This is a genomic window from Streptococcus sp. 22.1, from assembly GCF_016648645.1.
Lineage (GTDB): Bacteria > Bacillota > Bacilli > Lactobacillales > Streptococcaceae > Streptococcus.
Map to the genome: position 1 here is coordinate 35,389 of NZ_JACLQK010000008.1, position 23,483 is coordinate 58,871.

27 protein-coding genes and 1 tRNA gene are annotated in these 23,483 nt (G+C 40.7%); 25 read left to right on the forward strand and 3 right to left on the reverse strand.

Going from position 1 to position 23,483, the window contains the following annotated elements:
* The first annotated feature begins 32 nt into the window (after positions 1–32).
* The 5 genes from H7U04_RS05585 (at position 33) to H7U04_RS05605 (ending at position 5,007) form a co-directional block, all read left to right on the forward strand.
* Positions 33–1,187 carry an ABC transporter ATP-binding protein gene (locus H7U04_RS05585; protein WP_002884517.1) on the forward strand — a complete coding sequence of 385 codons (1,155 nt, stop codon included), beginning with the start codon at positions 33–35 and terminating at the stop codon, positions 1,185–1,187.
* The gene (locus H7U04_RS05590) at positions 1,171–1,965 is read left to right on the forward strand and encodes an ABC transporter permease (protein ID WP_002884253.1); all 795 of its coding nucleotides are present in this window, start codon (positions 1,171–1,173) and stop codon (positions 1,963–1,965) included. Before H7U04_RS05585 ends, H7U04_RS05590 begins: the two co-directional genes overlap by 17 nt.
* Positions 1,962–2,738 carry an ABC transporter permease gene (locus H7U04_RS05595; protein WP_002884421.1) on the forward strand — a complete coding sequence of 259 codons (777 nt, stop codon included), beginning with the start codon at positions 1,962–1,964 and terminating at the stop codon, positions 2,736–2,738. The genes H7U04_RS05590 and H7U04_RS05595 overlap by 4 nt, the downstream gene beginning before the upstream one ends.
* Positions 2,731–3,798, forward strand: a complete 1,068-nt coding sequence (locus H7U04_RS05600; protein WP_155198207.1) for an ABC transporter substrate-binding protein — start codon at positions 2,731–2,733, stop codon at positions 3,796–3,798. The genes H7U04_RS05595 and H7U04_RS05600 overlap by 8 nt, the downstream gene beginning before the upstream one ends.
* Before the next feature lie 309 nt (positions 3,799–4,107).
* Complete coding sequence (locus H7U04_RS05605; protein ID WP_004183097.1) at positions 4,108–5,007, forward strand: SPFH domain-containing protein; 900 nt, start codon at positions 4,108–4,110, stop codon at positions 5,005–5,007.
* Between the two features lie 43 nt (positions 5,008–5,050).
* Here H7U04_RS05605 and H7U04_RS05610 read toward each other — a convergent pair whose 3' ends face one another.
* A complete protein-coding gene (locus tag H7U04_RS05610; protein ID WP_002884456.1) occupies positions 5,051–5,446 on the reverse strand; it encodes a VOC family protein in 396 nt (131 codons plus the stop codon).
* Positions 5,447–5,561: 115 nt separating this feature from the next.
* On the opposite strand from H7U04_RS05610, the gene H7U04_RS05615 reads away from it, so the two are divergent.
* The 14 genes from H7U04_RS05615 (at position 5,562) to H7U04_RS05680 (ending at position 17,397) form a co-directional block, all read left to right on the forward strand.
* Positions 5,562–6,455, forward strand: coding sequence for an ROK family protein (locus H7U04_RS05615; protein ID WP_201043118.1), 894 nt, complete (start codon positions 5,562–5,564; stop codon positions 6,453–6,455).
* Positions 6,456–6,609: 154 nt separating this feature from the next.
* Positions 6,610–7,704 carry a 3-phosphoserine/phosphohydroxythreonine transaminase gene (serC, locus tag H7U04_RS05620; RefSeq protein ID WP_014632766.1) on the forward strand — a complete coding sequence of 365 codons (1,095 nt, stop codon included), beginning with the start codon at positions 6,610–6,612 and terminating at the stop codon, positions 7,702–7,704.
* 12 nt (positions 7,705–7,716) lie between these two features.
* Positions 7,717–8,274, forward strand: a complete 558-nt coding sequence (locus H7U04_RS05625; RefSeq protein ID WP_201043119.1) for a GNAT family N-acetyltransferase — start codon at positions 7,717–7,719, stop codon at positions 8,272–8,274.
* A gap of 18 nt (positions 8,275–8,292) precedes the next feature.
* The gene (locus H7U04_RS05630; protein ID WP_201043121.1) at positions 8,293–9,471 is read left to right on the forward strand and encodes a 3-phosphoglycerate dehydrogenase family protein; all 1,179 of its coding nucleotides are present in this window, start codon (positions 8,293–8,295) and stop codon (positions 9,469–9,471) included.
* Between the two features lie 55 nt (positions 9,472–9,526).
* A complete protein-coding gene (locus tag H7U04_RS05635) occupies positions 9,527–10,021 on the forward strand; it encodes a methylated-DNA--[protein]-cysteine S-methyltransferase (RefSeq protein WP_195435479.1) in 495 nt (164 codons plus the stop codon).
* 34 nt (positions 10,022–10,055) lie between these two features.
* Positions 10,056–10,409, forward strand: a complete 354-nt coding sequence (locus H7U04_RS05640) for an arsenate reductase family protein (protein ID WP_037611955.1) — start codon at positions 10,056–10,058, stop codon at positions 10,407–10,409.
* Between the two features lie 57 nt (positions 10,410–10,466).
* Positions 10,467–10,537 (forward strand) — tRNA-Thr (locus tag H7U04_RS05645).
* 152 nt (positions 10,538–10,689) lie between these two features.
* Entirely contained in the window at positions 10,690–11,064 is a 375-nt protein-coding gene (locus H7U04_RS05650; protein ID WP_002884266.1) for a CidA/LrgA family protein, read from the forward strand.
* On the forward strand, positions 11,057–11,752 hold the full coding sequence (locus tag H7U04_RS05655) for an LrgB family protein (RefSeq protein WP_002886784.1): 696 nt from the start codon (positions 11,057–11,059) through the stop codon (positions 11,750–11,752). The genes H7U04_RS05650 and H7U04_RS05655 overlap by 8 nt, the downstream gene beginning before the upstream one ends.
* A gap of 85 nt (positions 11,753–11,837) precedes the next feature.
* Positions 11,838–12,398, forward strand: coding sequence for an HAD-IA family hydrolase (locus H7U04_RS05660; RefSeq protein WP_037601631.1), 561 nt, complete (start codon positions 11,838–11,840; stop codon positions 12,396–12,398).
* On the forward strand, positions 12,399–14,351 hold the full coding sequence (gyrB, locus tag H7U04_RS05665) for a DNA topoisomerase (ATP-hydrolyzing) subunit B (protein WP_037601635.1): 1,953 nt from the start codon (positions 12,399–12,401) through the stop codon (positions 14,349–14,351). It begins immediately after the preceding gene.
* Positions 14,352–14,447: 96 nt separating this feature from the next.
* Positions 14,448–16,172, forward strand: coding sequence for a septation ring formation regulator EzrA (ezrA, locus tag H7U04_RS05670; RefSeq protein WP_070656459.1), 1,725 nt, complete (start codon positions 14,448–14,450; stop codon positions 16,170–16,172).
* A 111-nt stretch (positions 16,173–16,283) separates the two neighbouring features.
* Entirely contained in the window at positions 16,284–16,931 is a 648-nt protein-coding gene (serB, locus tag H7U04_RS05675; RefSeq protein ID WP_110981109.1) for a phosphoserine phosphatase SerB, read from the forward strand.
* Between the two features lie 226 nt (positions 16,932–17,157).
* Positions 17,158–17,397 (forward strand): hypothetical protein, encoded by a 240-nt coding sequence (locus tag H7U04_RS05680; RefSeq protein WP_070656465.1) that lies wholly within the window; start codon positions 17,158–17,160, stop codon positions 17,395–17,397.
* 37 nt (positions 17,398–17,434) lie between these two features.
* Here H7U04_RS05680 and H7U04_RS05685 read toward each other — a convergent pair whose 3' ends face one another.
* Entirely contained in the window at positions 17,435–18,325 is an 891-nt protein-coding gene (locus H7U04_RS05685; RefSeq protein WP_045772204.1) for a DMT family transporter, read from the reverse strand.
* A gap of 115 nt (positions 18,326–18,440) precedes the next feature.
* The gene (locus tag H7U04_RS05690; protein WP_070656468.1) at positions 18,441–18,806 is read right to left on the reverse strand and encodes a histidine kinase; all 366 of its coding nucleotides are present in this window, start codon (positions 18,804–18,806) and stop codon (positions 18,441–18,443) included.
* Positions 18,807–19,052: 246 nt separating this feature from the next.
* Here H7U04_RS05690 and H7U04_RS05695 point away from each other — a divergent pair, with 246 nt between their 5' ends.
* The 6 genes from H7U04_RS05695 to obgE all read left to right on the forward strand — a co-directional run bounded on the left by H7U04_RS05695 (position 19,053) and on the right by obgE (position 23,232).
* Positions 19,053–19,418, forward strand: a complete 366-nt coding sequence (locus H7U04_RS05695; protein WP_073685683.1) for an OsmC family protein — start codon at positions 19,053–19,055, stop codon at positions 19,416–19,418.
* Positions 19,419–19,511: 93 nt separating this feature from the next.
* Complete coding sequence (locus H7U04_RS05700) at positions 19,512–19,895, forward strand: PaaI family thioesterase (protein ID WP_021143776.1); 384 nt, start codon at positions 19,512–19,514, stop codon at positions 19,893–19,895.
* A gap of 13 nt (positions 19,896–19,908) precedes the next feature.
* On the forward strand, positions 19,909–20,883 hold the full coding sequence (locus tag H7U04_RS05705; protein WP_110981108.1) for a GyrI-like domain-containing protein: 975 nt from the start codon (positions 19,909–19,911) through the stop codon (positions 20,881–20,883).
* Entirely contained in the window at positions 20,884–21,615 is a 732-nt protein-coding gene (locus H7U04_RS05710; RefSeq protein ID WP_073690044.1) for a pseudouridine synthase, read from the forward strand.
* Positions 21,616–21,695: 80 nt separating this feature from the next.
* Positions 21,696–21,824 (forward strand): DUF4044 domain-containing protein, encoded by a 129-nt coding sequence (locus H7U04_RS05715; protein WP_002884629.1) that lies wholly within the window; start codon positions 21,696–21,698, stop codon positions 21,822–21,824.
* Between the two features lie 94 nt (positions 21,825–21,918).
* Positions 21,919–23,232, forward strand: coding sequence for a GTPase ObgE (gene obgE, locus H7U04_RS05720; protein ID WP_002891491.1), 1,314 nt, complete (start codon positions 21,919–21,921; stop codon positions 23,230–23,232).
* Positions 23,233–23,483: the final 251 nt, after the last annotated feature.

Sequence of the window (23,483 nt, forward strand, 5' to 3'; positions counted from 1 at the left end):
TATATTTGCTATCCATGGAGGATTTATGACAATTGACTAATCCGATTATTGCCTTTCGAAACGTCTCAAAAGTGTTTGAAGACAGTGGCACACAAGTTTTAAAAGACATCAACTTTGAACTAGAAGAAGGTAAGTTCTATACCCTACTTGGGGCTTCTGGTTCTGGTAAATCAACAATTTTGAACATCATTGCAGGTCTCCTAGATGCGACCAGTGGTGACGTCCTTTTGGATGGAAAGCGTATCAATGATATTCCTATCAATAAAAGGGATGTCCACACCGTTTTCCAATCCTATGCCCTCTTTCCACATATGAATGTCTTTGACAATGTGGCTTTTGCCCTTAAATTGAAAAAGGTGCCTAAAAAGGAAATCGAAGAGCGTGTAGAAGAAGCCTTAAAGATGGTTCAACTCAATGGTTATCAAAAACGCTCAATTCAAAAATTATCAGGTGGTCAACGTCAACGTGTGGCCATTGCCCGAGCAATTATTAACCAGCCACGTGTGGTCCTTTTGGATGAGCCCTTGTCAGCACTGGATTTGAAACTACGTACTGAAATGCAATACGAGTTGCGCGAATTGCAGCAACGTCTAGGGATTACCTTTGTCTTTGTTACCCACGACCAAGAAGAAGCCTTGGCCATGTCGGATTGGATTTTTGTTATGAACGATGGTGAAATTGTTCAATCAGGAACTCCGGTTGATATCTATGACGAACCTATCAATCACTTTGTTGCAACCTTTATTGGAGAATCTAACATCCTTCCAGGTGTTATGATTGAGGACTATTTGGTTGAGTTCAATGGGAAACGTTTTGAATCTGTCGATGGAGGAATGCGTCCTAACGAACCTGTCGAAGTGGTTATTCGTCCTGAAGATTTGCAGATTACACTTCCTGAGGAAGGTAAATTGCAAGTTCGCGTGGAAACTCAGCTCTTCCGTGGGGTCCACTATGAAATCATTGCCTATGACAATCTTGGCAATGAATGGATGATCCATTCAACCCGTAAGGCGATTGAGGGTGAGATTATCGGTCTTGATTTTACGCCTGAGGATATTCATATCATGCGTCTTAATGAGACAGAAGAAGAGTTCGATGCACGTATTGAAGAATATGTGGAAGTGGAAGAACATGAAGATGGCTTGATTAATGCCATTGAGGAGGAGCGCTATGAAGAAAACAGCTAGCCTCTTCTCGGTACCTTACCTCCTTTGGCTCCTACTCTTCGTGGTTGCTCCAGTGCTCATGCTACTCTATCAGTCTTTCTTTGATATCAGTGGCAACTTTACATTGGATAATTATGGCACCTTTTTTTCCAGTTGGACTTACTTAAGGATGAGTTTTAACTCGGTTCTTTATGCAGCCATCATTACTCTGGTAACTCTCCTTATCTCTTATCCGACAGCATATCTCTTAACCAGACTGAAGCATAAGCAACTTTGGTTAATGTTGGTCATTTTGCCAACCTGGGTCAATCTCCTTCTGAAAGCCTATGCTTTTATGGGGATTTTTGGTCAACAAGGTGGTATCAATGCTTTTCTTGGTTTCTTTGGGATTGCCCCCATGCAAATCCTCTTTACGGATTTCTCCTTTATCTTCGTAGCTAGCTACATTGAAATTCCCTTTATGATTCTACCGATTTTCAATGCACTGGATGATTTGGATGAAAATATTGTGAATGCAAGTAAAGATTTGGGAGCCAATGATTGGCAGACCTTTACCAAGGTTATTTTTCCCTTATCGCTTAATGGGGTACGCTCTGGTGTCCAGTCGGTCTTCATTCCTAGTCTCAGCCTCTTTATGCTGACACGCTTGATTGGTGGTAACCGAGTTATCACCCTAGGGACAGCTATCGAACAGCACTTCCTCACGACACAAAACTGGGGAATGGGGGCAACCATTGGTGTTGTTCTTATTGTTGCTATGATTGCGACAATGTGGTTAACAAAGGAGAGACGTCAATGAAAAAATTTGCAAATCTCTATTTAGCTCTTGTCTTTGTTATCCTTTACCTGCCAATCTTTTATTTAATCGCCTATTCTTTCAATAGTGGTGGCGATATGAATAGTTTCACAGGTTTTACTCTAGATAACTACCAGAGCATGTTTTCAGATAGCCGTCTTATGTTAATTCTGGCTCAAACCTTCTTTTTAGCTTTCCTTAGCGCTCTTCTAGCAACGATTATTGGTACCTTTGGGTCTATCTTTATCTATGAGAGTAAGCAGAAGCAACAGACTGGGATTTTATCCCTAAATAACGTGCTCATGGTTGCACCGGACGTCATGATTGGTGCAAGTTTCTTGATTCTCTTCACCTTGATTGGTTTCCAACTAGGTTTTGTATCTGTCTTATTGAGTCACATTGCCTTTTCAATCCCAATTGTGGTTCTCATGGTGTTGCCACGTCTCAAGGAAATGAATCGAGATATGGTGAATGCCGCTTATGACCTAGGTGCCACTCAATGGCAGATGTTACGTGAGGTTATGTTGCCATACTTGACACCTGGTATTATTGCTGGTTATTTCATGGCCTTTACCTATTCATTGGATGACTTTGCAGTAACCTTCTTTGTAACGGGGAATGGTTTTTCAACACTTGCTGTGGAAATTTACTCACGTGCACGTAAAGGGATTTCTCTGGAAATCAATGCCTTGTCAACCGTTGTTTTCCTATTCTCTATTCTTTTAGTGATAGGTTATTATGCGATTACCAAGGAGAAGGAGGAGCAGGATGCGTAGACTCTATCAATTTCTGGCAGGTATCTTAGCCATTATCTTCTTCCTTTGGGGCATCTCTGCCTACATGCAGAGTCGTACAGGAAATGTGTCGGACAAATTAGTTATCTATAACTGGGGTGATTATATTGACCCAGACCTCCTGACCAAGTTTACAAAAGAAACGGGCATCAAGGTTCAGTACGAAACCTTTGATTCCAATGAAGCTATGTATACCAAGATTAAGCAGGGCGGAACAACCTACGATATCGCTGTACCGTCAGACTATACCATTGATAAAATGGTTAAGGAAGACCTTTTGGTGAAGTTGGATAAATCTAAAATCAAAGGTTTTGACCAGATTGGATCAAGCTTTAAAGGACTTAGTTTTGACCCTCTCAATGACTATTCCATCCCTTATTTCTGGGGAACTGTCGGTATTGTTTATAATACAAAATTGGTGAAAAAAGCACCACAGCACTGGGATGATCTTTGGTCACCAGATTACAAAAACCAGATTATGCTAGTTGATGGCGCGCGTGAAGTCCTTGGTTTCTCACTGAATAGCCTGGGATATAGCTTGAATACGAAGAACATGACTGAATTACGTTTGGCTGAAACTAAACTTAATAGTCTAACACCAAATATCAAGGCTATTGTTGGTGACGAGATGAAGGGCTACATGGTTCAAGGTGATGCGGCCATTGGAGTAACCTTCTCAGGGGAAGCTAGTGAGATGCTTGATAAAAATGAGGACCTACGTTATGTTGTCCCATCTGAAGGCTCAAATCTTTGGTTTGATAATCTGGTGATTCCTAAGACTGTAAAGCATGAAAAAGAGGCTTATGCCTTTATCAACTTCATGCTTAAACCGGAAAATGCAGCCCAAAATGCTGAATATATTGGTTATGCCACACCTAACCAAGCAGCTAAAGCCTTGCTTCCAAAGAGTATCACTGATGATAAAGCCTTTTATCCATCAGAATCAACCATTAAAAACCTTGAAGTCTATAACAACTTGGGACAAAAATGGCTAGGAATCTATAACGATATTTACCTTCAAGTCAAGATGTATCGTAAATAAGTCTTTTGAGATTTGAGTTTTAGATGCCATCTAGAATGATTCTTCCAACGATTTTATTTTCGAAAATACTAAGAGGCTGAAACGCAATCGTTTCAGCCTTTTTCTTACATCGAAAAGTCTCGCCTATTGCGGACAAATTTCTCGACTAACAGGAGTTTCCAAGTTTTCAGGAGTGCTAACACATAAGCGATAAAGAAAGTGTCTCTTTTACACTATTTCAAATGAACCATACTATTTTTCTTGAAAAATTGTATCACTGTGCTATAATAAAGCAAAGAAATTTTTAATGTTTATTTTGGAGGACTTAACATGCAAGCAGCACTTCTCTTTTTACTGTTTTCATTCCTGATTATTTTGGGAATTCTCATCAGTATGCTTTACGTTGTACGTCAACAGTCAGTGGCTATCGTTGAACGTTTTGGGCGTTATCAAAAAATTGCAACGAGTGGGATTCATATGCGTTTACCATTTGGTATCGATAAAATTGCCGCTCGTATTCAATTACGTTTGCTTCAAAGTGAGATTGTGGTTGAGACTAAGACAAAGGACAATGTCTTTGTCATGATGAATGTGGCTACTCAATATCGTGTTAATGAGCAAAATGTTACAGATGCTTACTATAAACTCATGCGTCCAGAAGCTCAAATTAAATCATACATTGAGGATGCTCTCCGTTCATCAGTTCCTAAATTGACGCTCGATGAACTCTTTGAGAAGAAAGATGAAATTGCCCTTGAGGTTCAACACCAAGTGGCTGAAGAAATGACAACTTATGGTTATATCATTGTTAAGACCTTGATTACCAAAGTTGAACCAGATGCTGAAGTTAAACAGTCTATGAACGAAATCAATGCTGCTCAACGTAAGCGTGTCGCAGCTCAAGAATTGGCAGAAGCTGATAAGATTAAGATTGTCACAGCAGCTGAAGCTGAAGCTGAAAAAGATCGTCTTCACGGGGTTGGTATTGCCCAACAACGTAAGGCTATCGTTGATGGATTGGCTGAATCAATCGCAGAACTTAAAGAGGCCAATGTGGGTATGTCTGAAGAGCAGATTATGTCTATTCTTTTGACTAACCAATACTTAGATACGCTTAATACTTTTGCGGCTAAAGGCAATCAAACCTTATTCCTACCAAATAATCCAAACGGTGTGGATGATATTCGTACCCAAATTTTGTCAGCCTTAAAGACAGATAATAAAAATTAAGCACAAAAAGAAGCCAGATCTATACGATCTGACTTTTTTTGTTTTATTTTTCTAGGAATTGCGTCAAACGGATAACTTCAATCTTATAGCCATCTGGATCAGTGATAAAGTAGTACATTTTTGGTTTACCAGGAAGACCTGAGAGGTCTGTAACAGTGTAGCCAGCCTCTTTGTGAGCTTGGTGTGTAGCTTCTAGGTCATCAACACCAACGGCGATATGACCATATCCATCCCCGAGATCATAAGCTTCATGGTCGTAGTTATAGGTTAATTCCAACTCATAATCAGGATCATCTTCGAGTTGTAAATAGACAAGGGTGAACTTATATTCTGGAAAATCATTGCGACGAGCTTCTTTGAAACCAAGAGCTTCTTTATAAAATTTAAGTGAGGCTTCTAGGTCCTTGACACGGACACAAGTGTGTAGAAATTTAGTCATGTGAGATACTCCTTTTATCTAATTCTGTAAGTTTATGATAGCATTTTGGAACCGTTTTTTCTAGTTTTTGCTCTTTTGTGTTATAATGACGAAAAACAATCTGTGGAGGATGCTTATGACGATTTTAGCGATTGATTTTGGGGGAACACAGGTGAAGTCAGCACTTGTTTCGGAGCAGTTCGCCATTAAAAAGAGTCTGCCGACGCAGTCATCCCCACAAAACTTAGAACAAGCTATTGACGTGATTGATCAGATAGTTACTTCAGTTGAAGTAGACTTATCAGGTATAGCAATTAGTGTTCCAGGGACGGTTGATACTGAGGAAGGTGTGATTTATCATGGTGGCTTATTGAGGTTCTTCCACGGCTTTCGTATTAAAGAGGTCCTTGAAGCCAAGTACCATCTGCCTGTAATGGCACTTAATGATGGTAAAGCAGCGGCCTTGGCAGAGCTAGCCACAGGTCATTTGCAAGGAGTGACCAATGGTGCAGCCCTTGTTTTGGGTTCAGGTCTAGGTGGTGGATTCATTATTAATGGTAAACTTTTTCAAGGAAGCCACTTTCAAGCGGGTGAGTTGACCTTTCTGTTACCAGTTCAAATGGAAAAAGTTGATCCTTCATTGATGCGAGGCATGACTTTGTCGGCTGTTGGTTTAATTACCAAGGTAAATGAAGTGCTGGGTAACTCTGATTTAAAGGATGGTTTAGCGGCGTTTAGGGGCATAAATGCAGGAGATGAGACAGTCTATCCGCTTTTTGAAAACTATTGCCGTAACCTAGCCATCACCATTTTGAATCTTCAAACCATCTTTGATATGGAAACCTTTGTTATTGGAGGTGGTATTTCAGCCCAGCCGATACTTATCGAGGAGGTCAACCGCCAGTTTGATAAGGTTCACCATGAGATTGACTTTATCGGTAAAATTATTAAACGTCCCAAGATTGTTGCTTGTCATCATCATAATGGAGCTAATCTAATTGGGGCATCCTATTTTCTTAAGCAAAAATAAACGGATACTAAAATCAATTACTGATCAAAATATACATAAAATAGCTAACTTTTTTGAGGCGAGCGGTTAATCCCGTTCGTTTTTTACTGTTAACACTTTACAATATTCAGAAAATTCGCTATAATAGGACCATTAAAATTTTGGAGGTGTCTTTATGACAATTTATAATTTCTCAGCAGGACCTGCTACATTACCAAAACCAGTGCTTGAAAAAGCCCAAGCTGAATTGCTTAACTATCAAGATTCCGGTATGTCCGTGCTAGAAATGTCCCACCGTTCTCCAGAATTTGACAAAATCGTTAAAGATGCGGAAGCGACACTTCGTGAGCTTATGGCCATTCCAGATAACTATAAGGTTATTTTCTTGCAAGGTGGCGCTTCAACACAATTTACAATGGTCCCACTTAACCTCGCTCAAGGTAAGAAAGCTTACTACCTTGTAGGTGGTTCATGGGGTAAAAAAGCTTACACAGAAGCTGTTAAACTTTCAAAAACCATTCCTTTTGAACCAATTCTTTTGGCCTCTTCAGAAGAAACTGTTTACGATCATATCCCAAGTTTTGACCCAGCAACAATTGATCCAGAAGCTGCTTATGTTCACTTGACAACGAACAATACCATTGAAGGAACATCTATCTACGATTTGCCTGATACTAATGGTGTGCCAATTGTAGCTGATATGTCTTCAAATATTTTGGCTGCTCGTTACAATGTTGAGGACTTTGCCCTCATCTATGCTGGCGCTCAGAAAAATATTGGACCTGCTGGGGTGACAGTGGTTATCGTTCGTGAAGACTTCCTTAATGACCAACCACAATTGTCTGCCATGTTGGATTACCGTATTCAAGCTGAAGCAGGATCACTTTACAATACACCACCATGTTTCAACATCTATATTTCAAAACTCGTCTTTGACTGGGTTAAAAATGAAATCGGTGGCGTGGACAAGATGGCTGAAATTCAACGTGAGAAATCAGGTCTTCTTTACGACTACATTGAGTCATCTGATTTCTACACAAATCCTGTCAAAGATGCCAAGGATCGTTCTGTCTGCAACATCCCATTTGTAACACCAAGTAAAGAGTTGGATGCTAAGTTCGTAGCAGAAGCAGATGCTCTTGGTTTCAAGAATATCAAAGGACACCGTTCAGTAGGTGGTATGCGTGCTAGTGTTTATAATGCATTCCCACGTCAGGGTGTACTTGACTTGATTGACTTTATGAAGAAATTTGAAGCCGAAAATAAATAATTAGGTAAAGAGATGGAAATTAGACAAGCCTTCCCAAATGAAATTGGGGCTATCATGACTGTGATTGAGAGTGCTAGAACTGCTTTAGCAGAAGCGGGGAGTACCCAATGGCAAGGAGCTGATGGTTACCCTACTGAAGAAACTATCTTTGACGATGTCCTTAATGGGCAGGCCTATGTAGGAATTGTTGATGGTCAAATCGTTTCTTATGCTGCGGTGATTGTTGATGGAGACCCTGCTTACGACAAAATCTATGATGGGGACTGGAAACACCACAATAAGCGCTACATTACTTTTCATAGAATCGCCGTTTTAAGTGAATTTTCGGGTCAGGGCATTGCTCAAACCTTCATTCAAGGTCTTATTGAGGGAACGGATGCTCATGATTTCCGTTGCGATACGCATGAAAAGAATACTGTCATGCAGCATATTTTGGAGAAACTTGGCTATGTCTATTGTGGCAAGGTTCCTATTGATGGTGAACGTCTTGCTTATCAGAAAATCAAAACTAAGCGAGAGCAAGCCTTTTATCAAGAACTTGATGAAGCAGCTCACCACGGGATACATTGATTTAAGAGGAATAAAATTATGGTATTTAGTGTAAAAACGTATAACAATATTAACCAGATTGGTTTGAAGGAACTTGGAAATCATTTCCAAATTGATGGTGATTTAGCGGAAAATCCGGATGCCTATATCATTCGTAGTCAAAATCTCCATGACACTGTTTTTCCTGACAACTTGAAAGCTATTGCGCGTGCTGGTGCAGGTACTAACAATATCCCAGTTGACGAAGCAACTGAAAAAGGGATTGTTGTCTTCAATACTCCAGGTGCCAATGCCAACGCTGTTAAAGAAGCTGTTTTGGCCTCTATCTTACTCTCAGCACGTGACTATATTGCGGCTAATGCTTGGGTTAACACACTTAGTGGTGATGATGTTCCTAAACAAATTGAAGCAGGTAAGAAACAGTTTGCTGGTAGCGAGATTGCTGGTAAGACATTGGGTGTTATCGGGCTCGGTGCTATTGGTGCACGTATTGCCAATGATGCTTACCGTTTGGGAATGAAGGTCTATGGTTACGACCCATATGTTTCTATTGAAGCTGCTTGGAATATCTCTCACCATGTAAAACGTGTTTCTGATCTTAAAGAGATTTTTGAAAACTGTGACTATATCACTGTTCACGTTCCATTGACACCAGATACAAAAGGTACTTTCAATGCGGATGCCTTTAACCTCATGCAAAAAGGGACAACTATCATTAACTTTGCCCGTGCAGAGTTGGTAGATAACGATGCTCTCTTTGATGCTTTGGAAACAGGTGTGGTTAAACGCTATATCACAGACTTTGGTACAGAAGATCTTCTTAACAAACCTAAGGTGACTGTCTTCCCACACGTCGGTGGATCAACAGGTGAAGCAGAACTTAACTGTGCGATTATGGCTGGTCAAACCATTCGCCGTTTCATGGAAACAGGTGAAATTGTTAACTCTGTTAACTTCCCACGTGTGCAACAGGCCTTGAGTGCCCCATACCGTATTACTTTGATTAATAAAAACGTGCCTAATATTGTGGCTCGTATCTCTACTGCGGTTTCTGATTTTAATATCAATATCGATAATATCATCAACCGTTCTAAGGGCGACTATGCCTATACACTTCTTGACCTTGATGAAACAGACAAGTCTAAGATTGATGAATTGGTTGCTAAGTTTGAAGCTAGTGACAATATCGTTCGTGTGCGTTTGATTAAAGGTAAATAATAAGAGTTAATTGACAGGAACAAGAGATTCCTGTCTTTTTTGTTATAATAAAGACATGCTTTATCGTCAGTATTATTTATCTCCTATTGGACGCTTGTGCTTGGTGGCTAGTGACCAAGCACTTTATGGTATTTGGTTGGAGGGGCAAAAACATTTTCAGGCAGGGATCAAGGAAGAGGAGCTAGTAGACACCTCAAATCCTATCTTGAAAATGACCAAGAATTGGTTAGAGGCTTATTTTAAAGGCAATCATCCAAGTCCAGATATCCTCCCTCTAGCTGATAGAGGGACAGCCTTTCAGCTAAAGGTTTGGTCAGCTTTACGGGACATTCCTGCGGGGCAGAGCATAACTTATAGTCAGATTGGTAAAGTGATTTCATGTCAATCAGCTCAGGCTGTAGGAACTGCTGTTGGTAAGAATCCCTGGTTGATTATCGTCCCTTGTCATCGGGTTCTTCCTAGTAGTGGTCATATAGGAAAATACGCTGCAGGAGAAGACGCTAAGCGTTTCTTACTTCATTTAGAAGGCATTAGGTTTGACAATCCTTAGACAGATGTCTTATGCTAGAAAAAAGGAGAAAAACATGTATACTTTTTATGAATATCCCAAATGTAGCACTTGTCGTAAGGCAAAGGCAGAACTCAATCAATTAGGTTTAGATGTTGAATCTATTAATATTAAGGAAAATCCACCTTCAGCTCAATTTTTAAAAGAGCTTTTGGAAGGGTCAGATTTAGAACTTAAGAAATTCTTCAATACGAGTGGTCAATCCTACCGCTCTCTAGGTCTAAAGGATAAGTTGCCAACCCTATCTCTTGATGAAGCTGTTGAACTCTTGGCTTCAGATGGTATGTTGATTAAACGTCCTATCTTGATTAAAGATGGTAAGGTTTTACAGGTGGGTTACCGTACGCCTTACCAAGACTTAAATTTATAAAAAATAAGCAAAAAATCTTGCCACAGTAAATAGAAGTATGGTAAGATTAAAACAGTTGCCGCTATAGTTAAATGGTATAATAGAGCAATGGTAATGCTCCGTTCCGAGTTCAATTCTCGGTGGTGGCATCTGTGATAAAGTCCAGCCTTAGGGTTGGATTTTTTTATATTCAAAGAGGCTGATTTATACCTCTCAATTTTTCAAAAGAATTTACTGAAAACTCTTGAAATTCAAAAAAAAAGGAGTAGACTAATAGGTGATTAAACCTAGGAGGCAAGTCGTGAAATACTACGTTCAATTTATGTTGATTTGTTTGTTTGCCGTTATTGGTGAAGCTATTTCAACATTCTTCAAATTACCTATTCCTGGAAGCATTATTGGCCTATTCTTGCTTCTTATTGCTCTTCAGCTTAAGTGGATTCGTCTACGTCATATTCATGCAGTAGCAGAGTTTTTAATTGCCAATATGACCATTCTATTTTTGCCAGCAGGTGTCGGTATTATGGAACGGTGGAATGCTATTTCAGCGAATATTGTCCCTATTATTTTGATTATTATGGGAGCCTTGGTTCTTAATATTGTAGTGATTGCAGTAGTTGTCGGTTTCATCAAAAAGCATTTTGAAGGTGATTACGAGGAGGTTAAACGTGGCTAATTTTTTTAATACACCCTTGTTTGGGCTAACACTTTCTGTACTAGCTTACACAATAGGGCTTTTGATTTATCGCCGTTTTCCTAATCCTTTGACAACGCCACTCCTTGTATCGACTGCCTTGATTATTGTCATTTTGCACTATACAGGTATTTCCTACAAGGATTACTATGTCGGTGGCTCTTATCTTAACAGTTTGATTATTCCTTCAACAGTCGCGCTAGCAGTTCCTTTTTATAAAAATCTACACCTCATGCGCCATCACTATAAGAGTATTCTAATTGGATCAACTGTTGCCTGTGTTCTAAATACGAGTTATACGGCCTTGATTGCTAAGCTTTTTGGGATGGATTATTTCTTAGCCATCTCTCTCTTTCCTAAGTCTGTAACGACTGCCATGGCTGTAGGAATTTCGGAAAAAATGCAGGGGATTACAACAGTGACCTTGGTCGTCGTTGTTATTACGGGAATCTTAACCTCTGTCTTGGGTCCTGTCTTCTTAAAAATGATTGGCATTAAAGATCCAGTTGCTATCGGACTTTCACTCGGAGGAACTGGACACGCCGTAGGTACCGGAGCTGCCTTCAGATATGGTCAGGTTGCAGGTGCCATGGGTGGTCTTTCGATCGCTGTAACAGGGATATTATATGTCTTTATTAGTCCTATTGTGGCAAGTTTGATTCTGAAATAAAAAATTAAGGTTTGGATAGGTTTTCCAAGCCTTTTTAGCTGTGAAAAACAAGCAAAATCTGACCTTTTATGTTATAATTAAGGTTATGAATTATGGAGATTATATCTGGGATTTGGGTGGTACCTTGTTGGATAATTACCAGGTATCAACCCAAGCCTTTCTAGCAACTTTAGAACAATTTGAGCGTACAGCAGAACCTCAAGCAGTCTATGATGCCCTTAAGGTATCAACGAGTACTGCCATTGCTATGTTTGCGCCTGATATAGCTGATTTTCGAACCCTATATAAGCAGGAGGAAGCCAAGCATCTACAGGAACCTGTTCTTTTTGAAGGTGCTAAGGCTGTCCTAGCTAAGATTGTGGCTGAGGGTGGGCGTAATTTTTTGGTTAGCCACCGTAATCACTTGGTGCTAGAAATCCTTGACAAAGCAGAAATTGCCTCTTATTTTACAGAGGTTGTAACTTCTGAAAATGGCTTTGCTAGAAAGCCGAGTCCAGATAGTTTCCTTTATTTAATTAACAAATACGATATTAAACACGGCTTGGTCATTGGTGACCGCCAGATAGATATAGAGGCAGGAAAAGCAGCAGGTCTGGATACCTTGCTTGTTGACGGCCATAAATCATTATTGGAGATTGTGACATAAATGACTGATGAATTAAAAAATCTTGAAGAAAAAGCGCAAGAATATGATGCCAGCCAGATTCAAGTCCTAGAGGGGCTTGAAGCGGTACGTATGCGCCCAGGTATGTATATTGGATCAACCTCAAAAGAAGGGTTGCATCATTTGGTATGGGAGATTGTCGATAACTCAATTGATGAGGCCTTAGCTGGTTTCGCCACTCATATTCAGGTCTTTATTGAGCCGGACAATTCTATTACCGTTGTCGATGATGGTCGTGGTATTCCAGTCGATATCCAAGAAAAAACTGGCCGTCCTGCAGTTGAAACTGTCTTTACAGTACTTCACGCTGGTGGTAAATTCGGCGGAGGCGGTTATAAGGTCTCTGGTGGTTTGCACGGGGTTGGTTCTTCGGTCGTTAATGCCCTCTCAACCCAACTTGATGTTAAGGTTTATAAAAATGGCCACATCCACTTCCAAGAGTATAAACGTGGGGTCGTGGTAGCAGATTTGGCAGTAATTGGTGAAACAGAGAAACATGGTACGACTGTTCACTTTACGCCAGACCCAGAGATTTTCCAAGAAACAACCGAGTTTGACTTTGGAAAATTGGCTAAACGTATCCAAGAGTTAGCCTTTTTGAACAAGGGGCTCCGTATCTCTATCACAGATAAGCGTGAAGGTCTCGAACAAGAGAAACATTATCACTACGAAGGTGGTATCACGTCTTATGTGAAATACATCAATGAAAACAAGGATGTTATCTTTGACGAACCTATCTACACTGATGGTGAAATGGATGGTATTTCGGTTGAAGTTGCTATGCAATATACAACTGGCTATCATGAAACAGTGATGAGTTTTGCAAACAACATTCACACCCATGAAGGTGGTACTCACGAACAAGGTTTCCGTACAGCCTTAACGCGTGTCATTAATGACTATGCACGTCAGAATAAGATTCTCAAAGAAAAAGATGATAATTTGACTGGGGATGATGTTCGTGAAGGGTTGACTGCTATCATCTCTGTCAAGCATCCAAACCCACAGTTTGAAGGTCAAACCAAGACCAAGCTTGGAAACTCTGAAGTAGTTAAGATTACCAATCGTCTCTTCAGTGAAGCTTTGAGTCGCTTCCTCTTGGAAAATCCTGCCATTGCTAAGAAGATTGTTGAAAAAGGGATTTTAGCTTCTAAGGCTCGTATCGCCGCTAAACGTGCCCGTGAAGTGACACGTAAGAAGTCAGGTCTTGAAATTTCTAACCTTCCAGGGAAGTTGGCAGACTGTTCATCAAATAATGCCGAAATGAATGAACTTTTCATTGTCGAAGGGGACTCAGCTGGTGGTTCTGCTAAGTCAGGACGTAACCGTGAATTCCAAGCCATTCTGCCAATTCGAGGTAAGATTTTGAACGTTGAAAAGGCTAGCATGGATAAGATTCTAGCCAATGAAGAAATTCGTTCTCTCTTCACAGCTATGGGAACAGGTTTTGGAGCTGAATTTGATGTCAGCAAGGCTCGTTACCACAAGTTGGTAATTATGACCGATGCCGATGTCGATGGGGCTCACATCCGTACCTTGCTTCTGACTTTGATTTACCGCTTTATGCGTCCAGTCTTGGAAGCAGGCTATGTCTACATTGCACAACCTCCAATTTATGGGGTTAAGGTTGGTTCTGAGATTAAAGAATACATCCAACCTGGTGCCGATCAAGAAGACAAATTGCGTGCTGCTCTTGAAAAGTATAGTGTGGGACGTTCAAAACCTACGGTACAACGTTATAAAGGTTTGGGTGAAATGGATGACCACCAACTTTGGGAAACAACCATGGACCCTGAAAATCGTTTGATGGCACGTGTTTCTGTGGATGATGCTGCAGAAGCAGATAAGATTTTCGATATGCTGATGGGAGACAAGGTTGAACCTCGCCGCGAATTTATCGAAGAAAATGCCGTTTACAGTACTCTAGATATCTAATATTCTTTTAGAAAAGGGTGCAATGCTAGGATAACTATGATATAATCGTAATGTTATTCTACATTTATGAACATAATAGACGATTAAGGAGAAACTATGTCTAGCGGAATTGTTTTACTGATTGTAGTGGTAGTTATGCTCGTAATTATCGCTTACTTAGTCGGTATTCTTATTAGAAAACGAAATGATTCGCGGATTGCACAGCTTGAAGAACGCAAGCAAAAATTGTTTGACTTGCCAATTAACGAAGAAATTGAAGAAGTTAAAAAGCTTCACTTGATTGGACAAAGTCAAACAACCTTCCGTGAATGGAATCAGAAATGGATTGATATCTCGACAAATTCATTCGCAGATATTGAAAATCATATTTTCGAAGCTGAAAATATGAATGATACCTTCCATTTCTTCAAGGCTAGTGGTGAAATCAATAACATTGAGAGTCAGTTAGATCTTGTGGAAGAAGATATCAAGTCTATCCGCGAAGCGCTCTCAACCTTGAAAGAACAAGAAGAAAAGAACAGTGCTCGCGTTAAGCATGCATTAGACTTGTACGAAGAGTTGCAAAACTCAATCGAGGAAAACTCTGATAATTTCGGTTCTACCATGACCGAAATCAATAAGCAGCTTAAAAACATTGAAGCTGAGTTTGCAGAATTCGTGACTCTTAACTCATCAGGTGACCCTGTTGAAGCATCTACTATCTTGGATCGTGCAGAAGAGCACACTATTGCATTGGGTCAAATTTCAGAGAAGATTCCTGCTATTGTAGCTAAGTTGGAAGATGATTTCCCAGATCAGTTGGATGATTTGGAATCTGGCTATCGCAAGTTGATTGAGCAAAATTATCACTTCCCTGAGAAAAATATCGAACGTCGCTTCCAAGAAATTCGTGAAGCTATCCGTTCAAACTCAAGTGAGTTGGTTTCTCTTGATTTAGACCGTGCGGAAGAAGAAAACGCTGAGATTCAAGAAAAAATTGACAACTTGTATAGCATTTTTGAACGTGAAATTGCCTCATACAAGGTTGTTATGCGTCAAAAGAAAATTTTGCCAGATTATCTCAAGCATGCTAAAGAAAACAACAAGAAACTTCAAGAAGAGCTTGAGCGTCTCATGTTGACTTACATCTTCGATGAAACATATGCGGCAGATGTTCGTAGCTTTGCATCTGATATTTCAGGTGTGGAGACGGCTGTTCTTCCGACCCTTGAAAATTTTGAAACTCAGGTAAAACCATTCTCAGAACTTGAGAAAATCTTTGAAAAGAGTCTTAATACCTTGTCAGCTGTTGAAAATGGTCAGGTTGAGGTCTTTGAAAATCTTCAGGCTATTGAGATAAACGAAGCTAAAGCACGTGAAGAGCTTGATCTTTATGTTAATAAATTGCATGTTATCAAGCGTTACATGGAAAAACGTAACCTGCCAGGTATTCCTCAATCCTTCTTGAGTGTATTCTTCTCAACTAGTGCTCAAATTGAGGCCCTTATGGACGAACTCAGCCGTGGCCGTATTAATATTGATGCGGTAATGCGTTTGACAGAAACATCTAAAAACGCCATTGATCATTTGGAAGAGACTGCTTACTTGGTTGTTCAAAATGCAACCTTGACTGAGCAACTCTTGCAATACTCAAACCGCTACCGTTCGTTCGAACCTGCTGTTCAAAGTAGCTTTGAGCATGCACTTAAATTGTTTGAGGTTGATCATGATTATGATGCATCTTTGGAAGAAATCTCTTATGCCTTGGAAACAGTTGAACCAGGTGTGACAGATCGCTTTGTATCATCTTACGAGAAGACACGCGAACAAATTCGTATGTAAGAGAAAGATTCTGGACTGCGGTCCAGATTTTTTTGTAAGGTCCGTTTTTCATTTCATATTTGAATTAAATCTAGTGAAGGCTTATATAGACATCGAAGAATCGAGGTAATTATGTCAGAAGTTAAAGGTTTATTAGTTATGGACGTAGATTCTACGCTAGTCCAAGAAGAAGTTATTGATTTATTGGGAGAAGAAGCAGGCGTTGGTCAAGAAGTTGCTGAAATCACAGAGCGTGCCATGCGTGGAGAATTGGATTTTAGACAGGCCTTAAATGAGCGTGTAGCGACCCTCAAGGGATTGCCAGAGAGTATATTTGATAAGGTATATGCTCGTATTCATTTCAACAAGGGAGCCAAGAAACTGGTGGATGAACTCCACGCCCGTGGCTTTAAGGTAGGCTTGGTTTCTGGAGGTTTCCATGAGACTGTGGATAGACTAGCAGCTGAAGCAGGAATCGATTATGTCAAGGCTAATCACCTAGAGGTGGTTGATTGTGTCTTAACTGGTAAGGTTTATGGTGAGATTGTTACCAAAGATGTCAAGGTAGCCAAACTCAAAGATTGGGCGGTAGAAAATGGTCTCGAACTCTCACAAACCATTGCAATGGGTGATGGTGCCAATGATTTACCTATGATTAAGACAGCTGGCATTGGTATCGCCTTTTGTGCTAAACCAATTGTCCGTGAACAAGCTCCCTACCAAATCACAGAACCAGACTTGTATAAGGTAATCGAGATTTTGGATGAGGTTAAGAAATAGTAGATATATAAATAGTCCTTTGGATGATTCCAAAGGACTATTTGTATACCAAAAAAAAACACCGAATCGGTGTCACTTTCTCAAGTTGATTACGGACTAAGCCTTATTTTAACTTTGCTGCCTTGTTTCGAATGGTTTCACTCTCTCTTTGTAACAATTTTTGGTTGACTTATCCTCAAACACATCCTATCATAGAGGAGTCTAGTATTGAAATGGGGGAAGAGATATGTTATACGAATATCCAGCGATTTTTCACACAATTGAGGAAGGTTATCAAATTAGTTTTCCTGATTTTGGTCGTAGCATTAGGGCAGATTCTTTGCCTCTTGCCATGACGAAAGCATCTGTGTTTTTAGCACATATTATTAAGGGCTATGGAGATAAGACCTTACCTGAACCGACAGCGGTAAGTAGTATTCCTAATGAGGAAGAACTTGTCGTTTTAATTCAAACAGAGCTTGATTAAGACTAAAAAACTCTCGGAAGATTAATTCCCGAGAGTTTTAGGTTTTATTGGCTACATAGACGCCCAGGACGACTAAAATGCCTGCAAAAATTTGTAGCTGCGAGAAGGGTTCTCCTAAGACGACAACAGCAGCTAGAATTGAGATAATTGTCGAAATTCCAATAAAGGATGCTGTTCGGTTAACTCCGATATTTGCGATGGCAAAATTTGATAGCAGATAGCCCAGAACACTGCATCCCAAGCCTTGATAAAGGATAGTGATAGTGAATTTTGGATTGCTCACAGGGAGAAGCAAGAGCTCTTTCAAATCACCTGCTAGAAAGCCTTGGCTGAGTGCAAAGAGTCCAAATGTCAGGCAGCCACTAGCAAGCATAAAGTAGGTAATCTCAAGGCTACTGAATTGACTGGCTCTTTCGACATCAACGCAATACAGGGCGTAGGAGACAACTGCTAGACCTAGAATCAAGTAGCCCACAAGGGAGAAGTGGGTAGAGCCGCCAGCAGCAAATACAGCTATGATGATACCGATGAGGGTTGTGATGACACCGACCACTTGCCAACGGCTAGGCCATTCTTTTAAAATTAGGCTGGACATGATAAGGGCAACGACTGGAATACAGGCTAGGAAGGCTCCGCTTTCAGAAGCCGTCGTCATACGAATGCCAATTGTTTCGCAGATAAAATAGATAATCGGATTGAGAATGGCAATACGTGTCAGTGGTTTGAGATTTCTACCGTTAATTTTTAGCCGACGTCGGCTGAATAGGAAATAAAGGTTGATAAAAAGGAAGGCGGTGACAAAGCGCCAAGAGATTAAAGCCAGGTCACTGACCTGTGCTGTAATAGATTTGGTAAAGATAAAACTGAGCCCAAAGAGAATCTCACAGGTCGCTGCAGCCAAGCATCCTAAGATGATTTTATTCTTCATTATCTCACCTCCTGAATTTGCATTTCCACGCCTATTATAGCACTTTCAGGAAGCGTTTACATCAATCTGAACCTAAAAAATAGACTAGCAGATTAGCTAGCCTTTTTTATCTTATTTAGTTACCAATTGAGACAGTCCCGTCTGATCCAACTTTGACATTTGTACCGTCTTGGCTATTAACGTCGACTGAGCCATCTTGACCAACTGTTGCGCTGTTACCTTCGCTATCGTTGGCTTCGACAGTATTATTGCCATTTGTTTTTGCTGAGTTACCGTTTCCGTCGCTGACCTCAGTTGATCCGTCTTTGTTGACTTTGATTGAAGCACTTGAATCAGTTGAAGAAGATTCTTTGGTCACCTTACTTGATGATGGTGTTGAAGATGACGAGTCAGTTTTGTCTTTAGAGTTGCCACATGCTGCTAAGGTCAACAAGGCAAGAACTGAGACAGAGGCTAAAGTTAATTTAGAAAATGTTTTCATAATAGTCTCCCTTTTTTCTTAGTAAATTCATTTTAAATGAAAAAACATAATTTTAAAAGCGCTTCCAGTCGTTTTTACCCAACTGTAATCCCTAGGTAATATCAGTGTTTTACAAGGTTAATCTATTGGAAAATAAGAGCTACAAGCCTTTACGCTTTTTCTTCTTTTGATAGATTTTTCAAAGCGTTCAGCTCGGTCCTTAGGGCTCTCTTTGTTATAATAATAAAAAAAGATTGAGGTGACATGATGTATCAAACAACAATTAAAGGTGACAAACGTTTCCATTCGCTTTCAGAGGGTTACGGAGCACCTGTGGAACTTTTTGGCTACACGGAAGATGGGGAAACACCGATGAGCTTGGTGAATATTGCCTTGGCTTCCTGTGTGACCATGTGTCTACAGAGTTATTTTGCCAAGTATCAGGGAATCGAGGAGCTTGCTATTCAGGTTGATTCCAACTATGAAGAAGGACATTTCACCCTTGCCATTCATTTACCTGAGGATCTGATTTTGGAAAATGAGCAAGAACTCTTGGCTTTTGTGGATAATTTTTGCCGAGTGAAGAAGCTTTTTCGTGAAGATATTCAGGTTGATATTAGCTTAGCCAAATAAGCTTACTATCCTTTATGAACTTCGTGTTATACTAGTAGATAAAGACGTGTCATTTCACTAGGTGTGGAATGAGCAACAATAGGAGGGCTTGCTATGCAAGACAAACTACATGAAATCCGTGTGTTTGAGAATTTTCAAGAAGAACTATTTGAAACGGGACATGTCATCGTGACAACTAAGGTAGTCGAGAAGTCCCTGAATTATTTTGGTAATGCTCACGGGGGGTATTTGTTTACGCTTTGTGATCAGGTCGCAGGGCTCGTGGCCATTTCAACAGGCGACTATGCGGTGACGCTTCAGTCTAATATCAATTATCTCAAGGCAGGGCATTTGTCTGACCAACTCAAGATTGAGGGATTGTGTGTTCATAATGGTAAGACGACTAAGGTGGTGGAAGTTGTCATTACTAATCAGGAAGAGAAAATTCTTACAAGGGCTACATTTACTATGTATGTGACAGGCTCGGTCGAGGAATAGAAAAGGAGCGTTTATGTCAGATTTTCAAACCATGGATGACTTTGCGGTCTTTGTTAATGACTACCTGACACCAGACCAACTGAGCGTTCAAGCATATTCCTATGCATCTGACCAACAGGAGCTCTCTCTTCTGGTGACCATTGACGATTATGAGATGATGTGTCGTTGGCATGCTGTCTGGACTTTTTCAGGTTTACACCAGGCCTTCTTTCAGTCTGTAATGGACACTGACACCACCTTTTCAATTGATAGTGATAGCTTGGCTATGAAGGCTCGTTTAAGGGATCAAGAGCTCTTGTTTCAAGCAAAGGGGCTTGAGATGGTGGTTGTCGATTTGCCTGAACCTCTTTTTCGTTTAGCTGATGTGTCTTTTAACGAAGGAGGCAAGCAATTTACCTACCTTTGTGAAGATCAAAGCGTTGCAGCAGAAGATTGGGTCTTGGTTCCTATAGGCTCTGGTAATGCCGAAAAAGAAGCATTTGTAGAAAAGATTTCCTATGTCCTAGCGGACGAGGTTCCAGTTGAGCTGACAAAACTGAAAAAGGTGATTCAAAAGTTGGATTTAGTAACCGTTCGTTATGATGTGGGGGTTGTTCGGAAGGGATTTTTGAGTTTTTCAGGGATGGCTTTTGAAGGCGAGGAATTAGGTAAGCCAACAGACTTCCTTTGGGTACCTTTTTTAGCAGAACAAGATGATTTGGCTGTTCCTACCTATGGCATTCGGATCAATGATGGCAGTCGCAAGACTTATGTAACAGCCTTGGCTGGTGAGGATGATAGTATGGAAATGATTGCTCTAGCACCAGCTACTTATGCGGTATTTAAACTTAGAGGGCCTGCAACGGCAGCTGTTTGGGAGAGTTTTCACTATGCTAAGAACCATTTTGAAATGATTGACCAGCCCACTGTAGAGGTTTATCTCCCAGGAAATCGTCAGGCTGAAGATTATGAGATGGAAGTTTGGATTCCAATAAAGGAGGAAGTTTAGATGCGTCTGGATAAGTTTTTGGTAGACTGTGGTGTCGGGAGTCGTAGTCAGGTCAAGATCTTTCTAAAAAAGAAGCAAGTGACTGTAAATGGTCAAGTGGAGACGTCACCTAAGGCTAAGATTGATGAGAAGCAAGATCAGATTGCTTTTCAAGGTCAAGCATTAATACATGAGACCTTTGTTTACTATCTTTTAAATAAGCCTCAGGGTGTCATTTCAGCAACAGAGGATGCCCGTCACAAGACAGTGCTCGATTTACTCGATGACACAGCAAGACATAAGCAAGTTTTTCCAGTTGGTCGCTTGGATATTGACACTCATGGTCTTCTTCTATTAACCAATAATGGCGACTTAGCTCACGCCATGCTATCTCCAAAGAAACATGTGGACAAGATTTATCAAGCCAAGGTGGATGGTATCATGGATCAGGAGGATATCCTAGCTTTTGAAAAAGGGATTGAACTCAAAGACCACACTTGCCAACCAGCTAAACTAGAGATTGTATCCGTAGATAGGGATGCTGGGACTAGCTTGGTTCAGATTACCATTGCTGAGGGGAAATTCCATCAGGTTAAGCGTATGGTAGCTGCTTGTGGTAAGGAAGTGACAGAGTTACAACGTATGAGTATGGGGCCTTTAAGTCTGCCAGATGATTTAGAACTTGGTGCTTGGCGACGTTTAACCGAGGAGGAGTTGGAAGCTTTAGCTGTTTTTGGAATTCCTTTGGCTTAAGCTAGTTAAGAGTTGCGAAATGGGCAGATTTTTGTTACTATTATTGTGAAATAATAGAAGAAAAAACGAGGTAAATTCAAGTGGCATTTGGAGATAACGGACCACGTAAGAAATCATTTTTTGAACGTCTAACAGTATTGGTCGTTTTGATTATGCTATTAGTAACAGTTGGGGCATTGATTTTCCAAGCAGTCGCAGCTGTCCTTTAAGACGCTATCAAGCGTTTTTTTGTGTCTGTCAGAAATTCTCTTATATGAGAATGCCTTTATATAGGACACATGAATCAGAAAGAGAGATATAGAGATGAGTATGTTTTTAGATACAGCCAAGATTAGTGTCAAAGCTGGTCGTGGTGGTGACGGGATGGTCGCTTTCCGTCGTGAGAAATATGTACCCAATGGCGGTCCTTGGGGCGGTGACGGTGGTAAGGGTGGCTCAGTCATTTTCAAGGTTGACGAAGGCTTGCGTACCCTTATGGATTTCCGTTATAACCGTAAATTCAAGGCTAAGAATGGCGAAAAAGGGATGACCAAGGGAATGCACGGTCGAGGTGCTGAAGACCTCATCGTTAGCATCCCGCCAGGTACGACAGTTCGTGATGCTGAGACCGGCAAAGTTATTACTGATTTGGTTGAAGATGGCCAAGAGTTTGTCATTGCTCACGGTGGACGTGGTGGTCGAGGAAATATCCGTTTTGCAACACCTCGTAACCCTGCTCCTGAAATCGCTGAAAATGGTGAACCAGGTGAAGAACGCGAACTTCAATTGGAATTGAAGATTTTGGCTGATGTTGGTTTGGTTGGTTTCCCATCTGTTGGTAAATCAACGATTCTCAGTGTGGTAACAGCAGCAAAACCAAAGATTGGTGCCTATCATTTTACGACAATTGTTCCTAACTTGGGAATGGTTCGTACTAAGTCAGGTGAGAGCTTTGCTATGGCTGACCTTCCAGGATTGATTGAGGGGGCTAGTCAGGGTGTTGGATTGGGAACGCAGTTCCTTCGCCACATTGAGCGTACACGTGTTATCCTTCATGTGATTGATATGTCAGCGAGTGAAGGGCGTGATCCTTACGAGGATTATCTTCAGATCAATAAAGAGTTGGAAACTTATAATCTTCGCTTGATGGAACGCCCACAAATTATTGTGGCTAATAAGATGGACATGCCTGAGGCTGAGGAAAACTTGAAAGAGTTTAAGGAAAAATTGGCTGCTAACTACGATGAATTCGATGAGTTGCCACAAATTTTCCCAATTTCAAGTTTGGCTCACCAAGGTTTGGAAAATCTCTTAGAAGCTACTGCAAAATTGCTTGATGAGACAGACGAATTCTTGCTTTATAGCGAAGATGATATGGAACAAGAAGAAGTTTACTACGGCTTTAACGAGGATGAACGTCCATTTGAAATTAGCCGTGACGACGATGCCTCATGGGTACTTTCTGGTGAGAAACTTGAAAAACTCTTTGTTATGACCAACATGGAACGTGACGAATCAATCATGAAATTTGCACGTCAATTGCGTGGTATGGGAGTTGATGAAGCGCTTCGTGAACGTGGTGCTAAGGATGGCGATATCGTTCGTATTGGTAACTTCGAATTTGAGTTTGTGGATTGACGTTGAAAGACTCTCTAAGTGCCAAGCACTTGATAGTCTACGGCAGCCGCTATGGCGTTCTGCCTATCAACCTCACTAACTGCGCAAAGTCGGTATAATCGACCGACTTTCCTTCGTGTCGTGACCATGAAAGACTCTCTAAGTGCTGAAGCACTTGATAGTCTACGGCAGCCACTATGGCGTTCTGCCTATCAACCTCACTAACTGCGCAAAGTCGGTATAATCGACCGACTTTCCTTCGTGTCGTGACC

What these genes read in the sequence shown, in the direction of transcription:
- H7U04_RS05590 (WP_002884253.1), top strand. Translation starts at nt 1,171, where the DNA reads ATGAAGAAAACAGCTAGCCTCTTCTCGGTACCTTACCTCCTTTGGCTC.
- H7U04_RS05595 (WP_002884421.1), top strand. Translation starts at nt 1,962, where the DNA reads ATGAAAAAATTTGCAAATCTCTATTTAGCTCTTGTCTTTGTTATCCTT.
- H7U04_RS05600 (WP_155198207.1), top strand. Translation starts at nt 2,731, where the DNA reads ATGCGTAGACTCTATCAATTTCTGGCAGGTATCTTAGCCATTATCTTC.
- H7U04_RS05605 (WP_004183097.1), top strand. Translation starts at nt 4,108, where the DNA reads ATGCAAGCAGCACTTCTCTTTTTACTGTTTTCATTCCTGATTATTTTG.
- H7U04_RS05610 (WP_002884456.1), bottom strand. Translation starts at nt 5,446, where the DNA reads ATGACTAAATTTCTACACACTTGTGTCCGTGTCAAGGACCTAGAAGCC.
- H7U04_RS05615 (WP_201043118.1), top strand. Translation starts at nt 5,562, where the DNA reads ATGACGATTTTAGCGATTGATTTTGGGGGAACACAGGTGAAGTCAGCA.
- serC (WP_014632766.1), top strand. Translation starts at nt 6,610, where the DNA reads ATGACAATTTATAATTTCTCAGCAGGACCTGCTACATTACCAAAACCA.
- H7U04_RS05625 (WP_201043119.1), top strand. Translation starts at nt 7,717, where the DNA reads ATGGAAATTAGACAAGCCTTCCCAAATGAAATTGGGGCTATCATGACT.
- H7U04_RS05630 (WP_201043121.1), top strand. Translation starts at nt 8,293, where the DNA reads ATGGTATTTAGTGTAAAAACGTATAACAATATTAACCAGATTGGTTTG.
- H7U04_RS05635 (WP_195435479.1), top strand. Translation starts at nt 9,527, where the DNA reads ATGCTTTATCGTCAGTATTATTTATCTCCTATTGGACGCTTGTGCTTG.
- H7U04_RS05640 (WP_037611955.1), top strand. Translation starts at nt 10,056, where the DNA reads ATGTATACTTTTTATGAATATCCCAAATGTAGCACTTGTCGTAAGGCA.
- H7U04_RS05660 (WP_037601631.1), top strand. Translation starts at nt 11,838, where the DNA reads ATGAATTATGGAGATTATATCTGGGATTTGGGTGGTACCTTGTTGGAT.
- gyrB (WP_037601635.1), top strand. Translation starts at nt 12,399, where the DNA reads ATGACTGATGAATTAAAAAATCTTGAAGAAAAAGCGCAAGAATATGAT.
- ezrA (WP_070656459.1), top strand. Translation starts at nt 14,448, where the DNA reads ATGTCTAGCGGAATTGTTTTACTGATTGTAGTGGTAGTTATGCTCGTA.
- serB (WP_110981109.1), top strand. Translation starts at nt 16,284, where the DNA reads ATGTCAGAAGTTAAAGGTTTATTAGTTATGGACGTAGATTCTACGCTA.
- H7U04_RS05680 (WP_070656465.1), top strand. Translation starts at nt 17,158, where the DNA reads ATGTTATACGAATATCCAGCGATTTTTCACACAATTGAGGAAGGTTAT.
- H7U04_RS05685 (WP_045772204.1), bottom strand. Translation starts at nt 18,325, where the DNA reads ATGAAGAATAAAATCATCTTAGGATGCTTGGCTGCAGCGACCTGTGAG.
- H7U04_RS05690 (WP_070656468.1), bottom strand. Translation starts at nt 18,806, where the DNA reads ATGAAAACATTTTCTAAATTAACTTTAGCCTCTGTCTCAGTTCTTGCC.
- H7U04_RS05695 (WP_073685683.1), top strand. Translation starts at nt 19,053, where the DNA reads ATGTATCAAACAACAATTAAAGGTGACAAACGTTTCCATTCGCTTTCA.
- H7U04_RS05700 (WP_021143776.1), top strand. Translation starts at nt 19,512, where the DNA reads ATGCAAGACAAACTACATGAAATCCGTGTGTTTGAGAATTTTCAAGAA.
- H7U04_RS05705 (WP_110981108.1), top strand. Translation starts at nt 19,909, where the DNA reads ATGTCAGATTTTCAAACCATGGATGACTTTGCGGTCTTTGTTAATGAC.
- H7U04_RS05710 (WP_073690044.1), top strand. Translation starts at nt 20,884, where the DNA reads ATGCGTCTGGATAAGTTTTTGGTAGACTGTGGTGTCGGGAGTCGTAGT.
- obgE (WP_002891491.1), top strand. Translation starts at nt 21,919, where the DNA reads ATGAGTATGTTTTTAGATACAGCCAAGATTAGTGTCAAAGCTGGTCGT.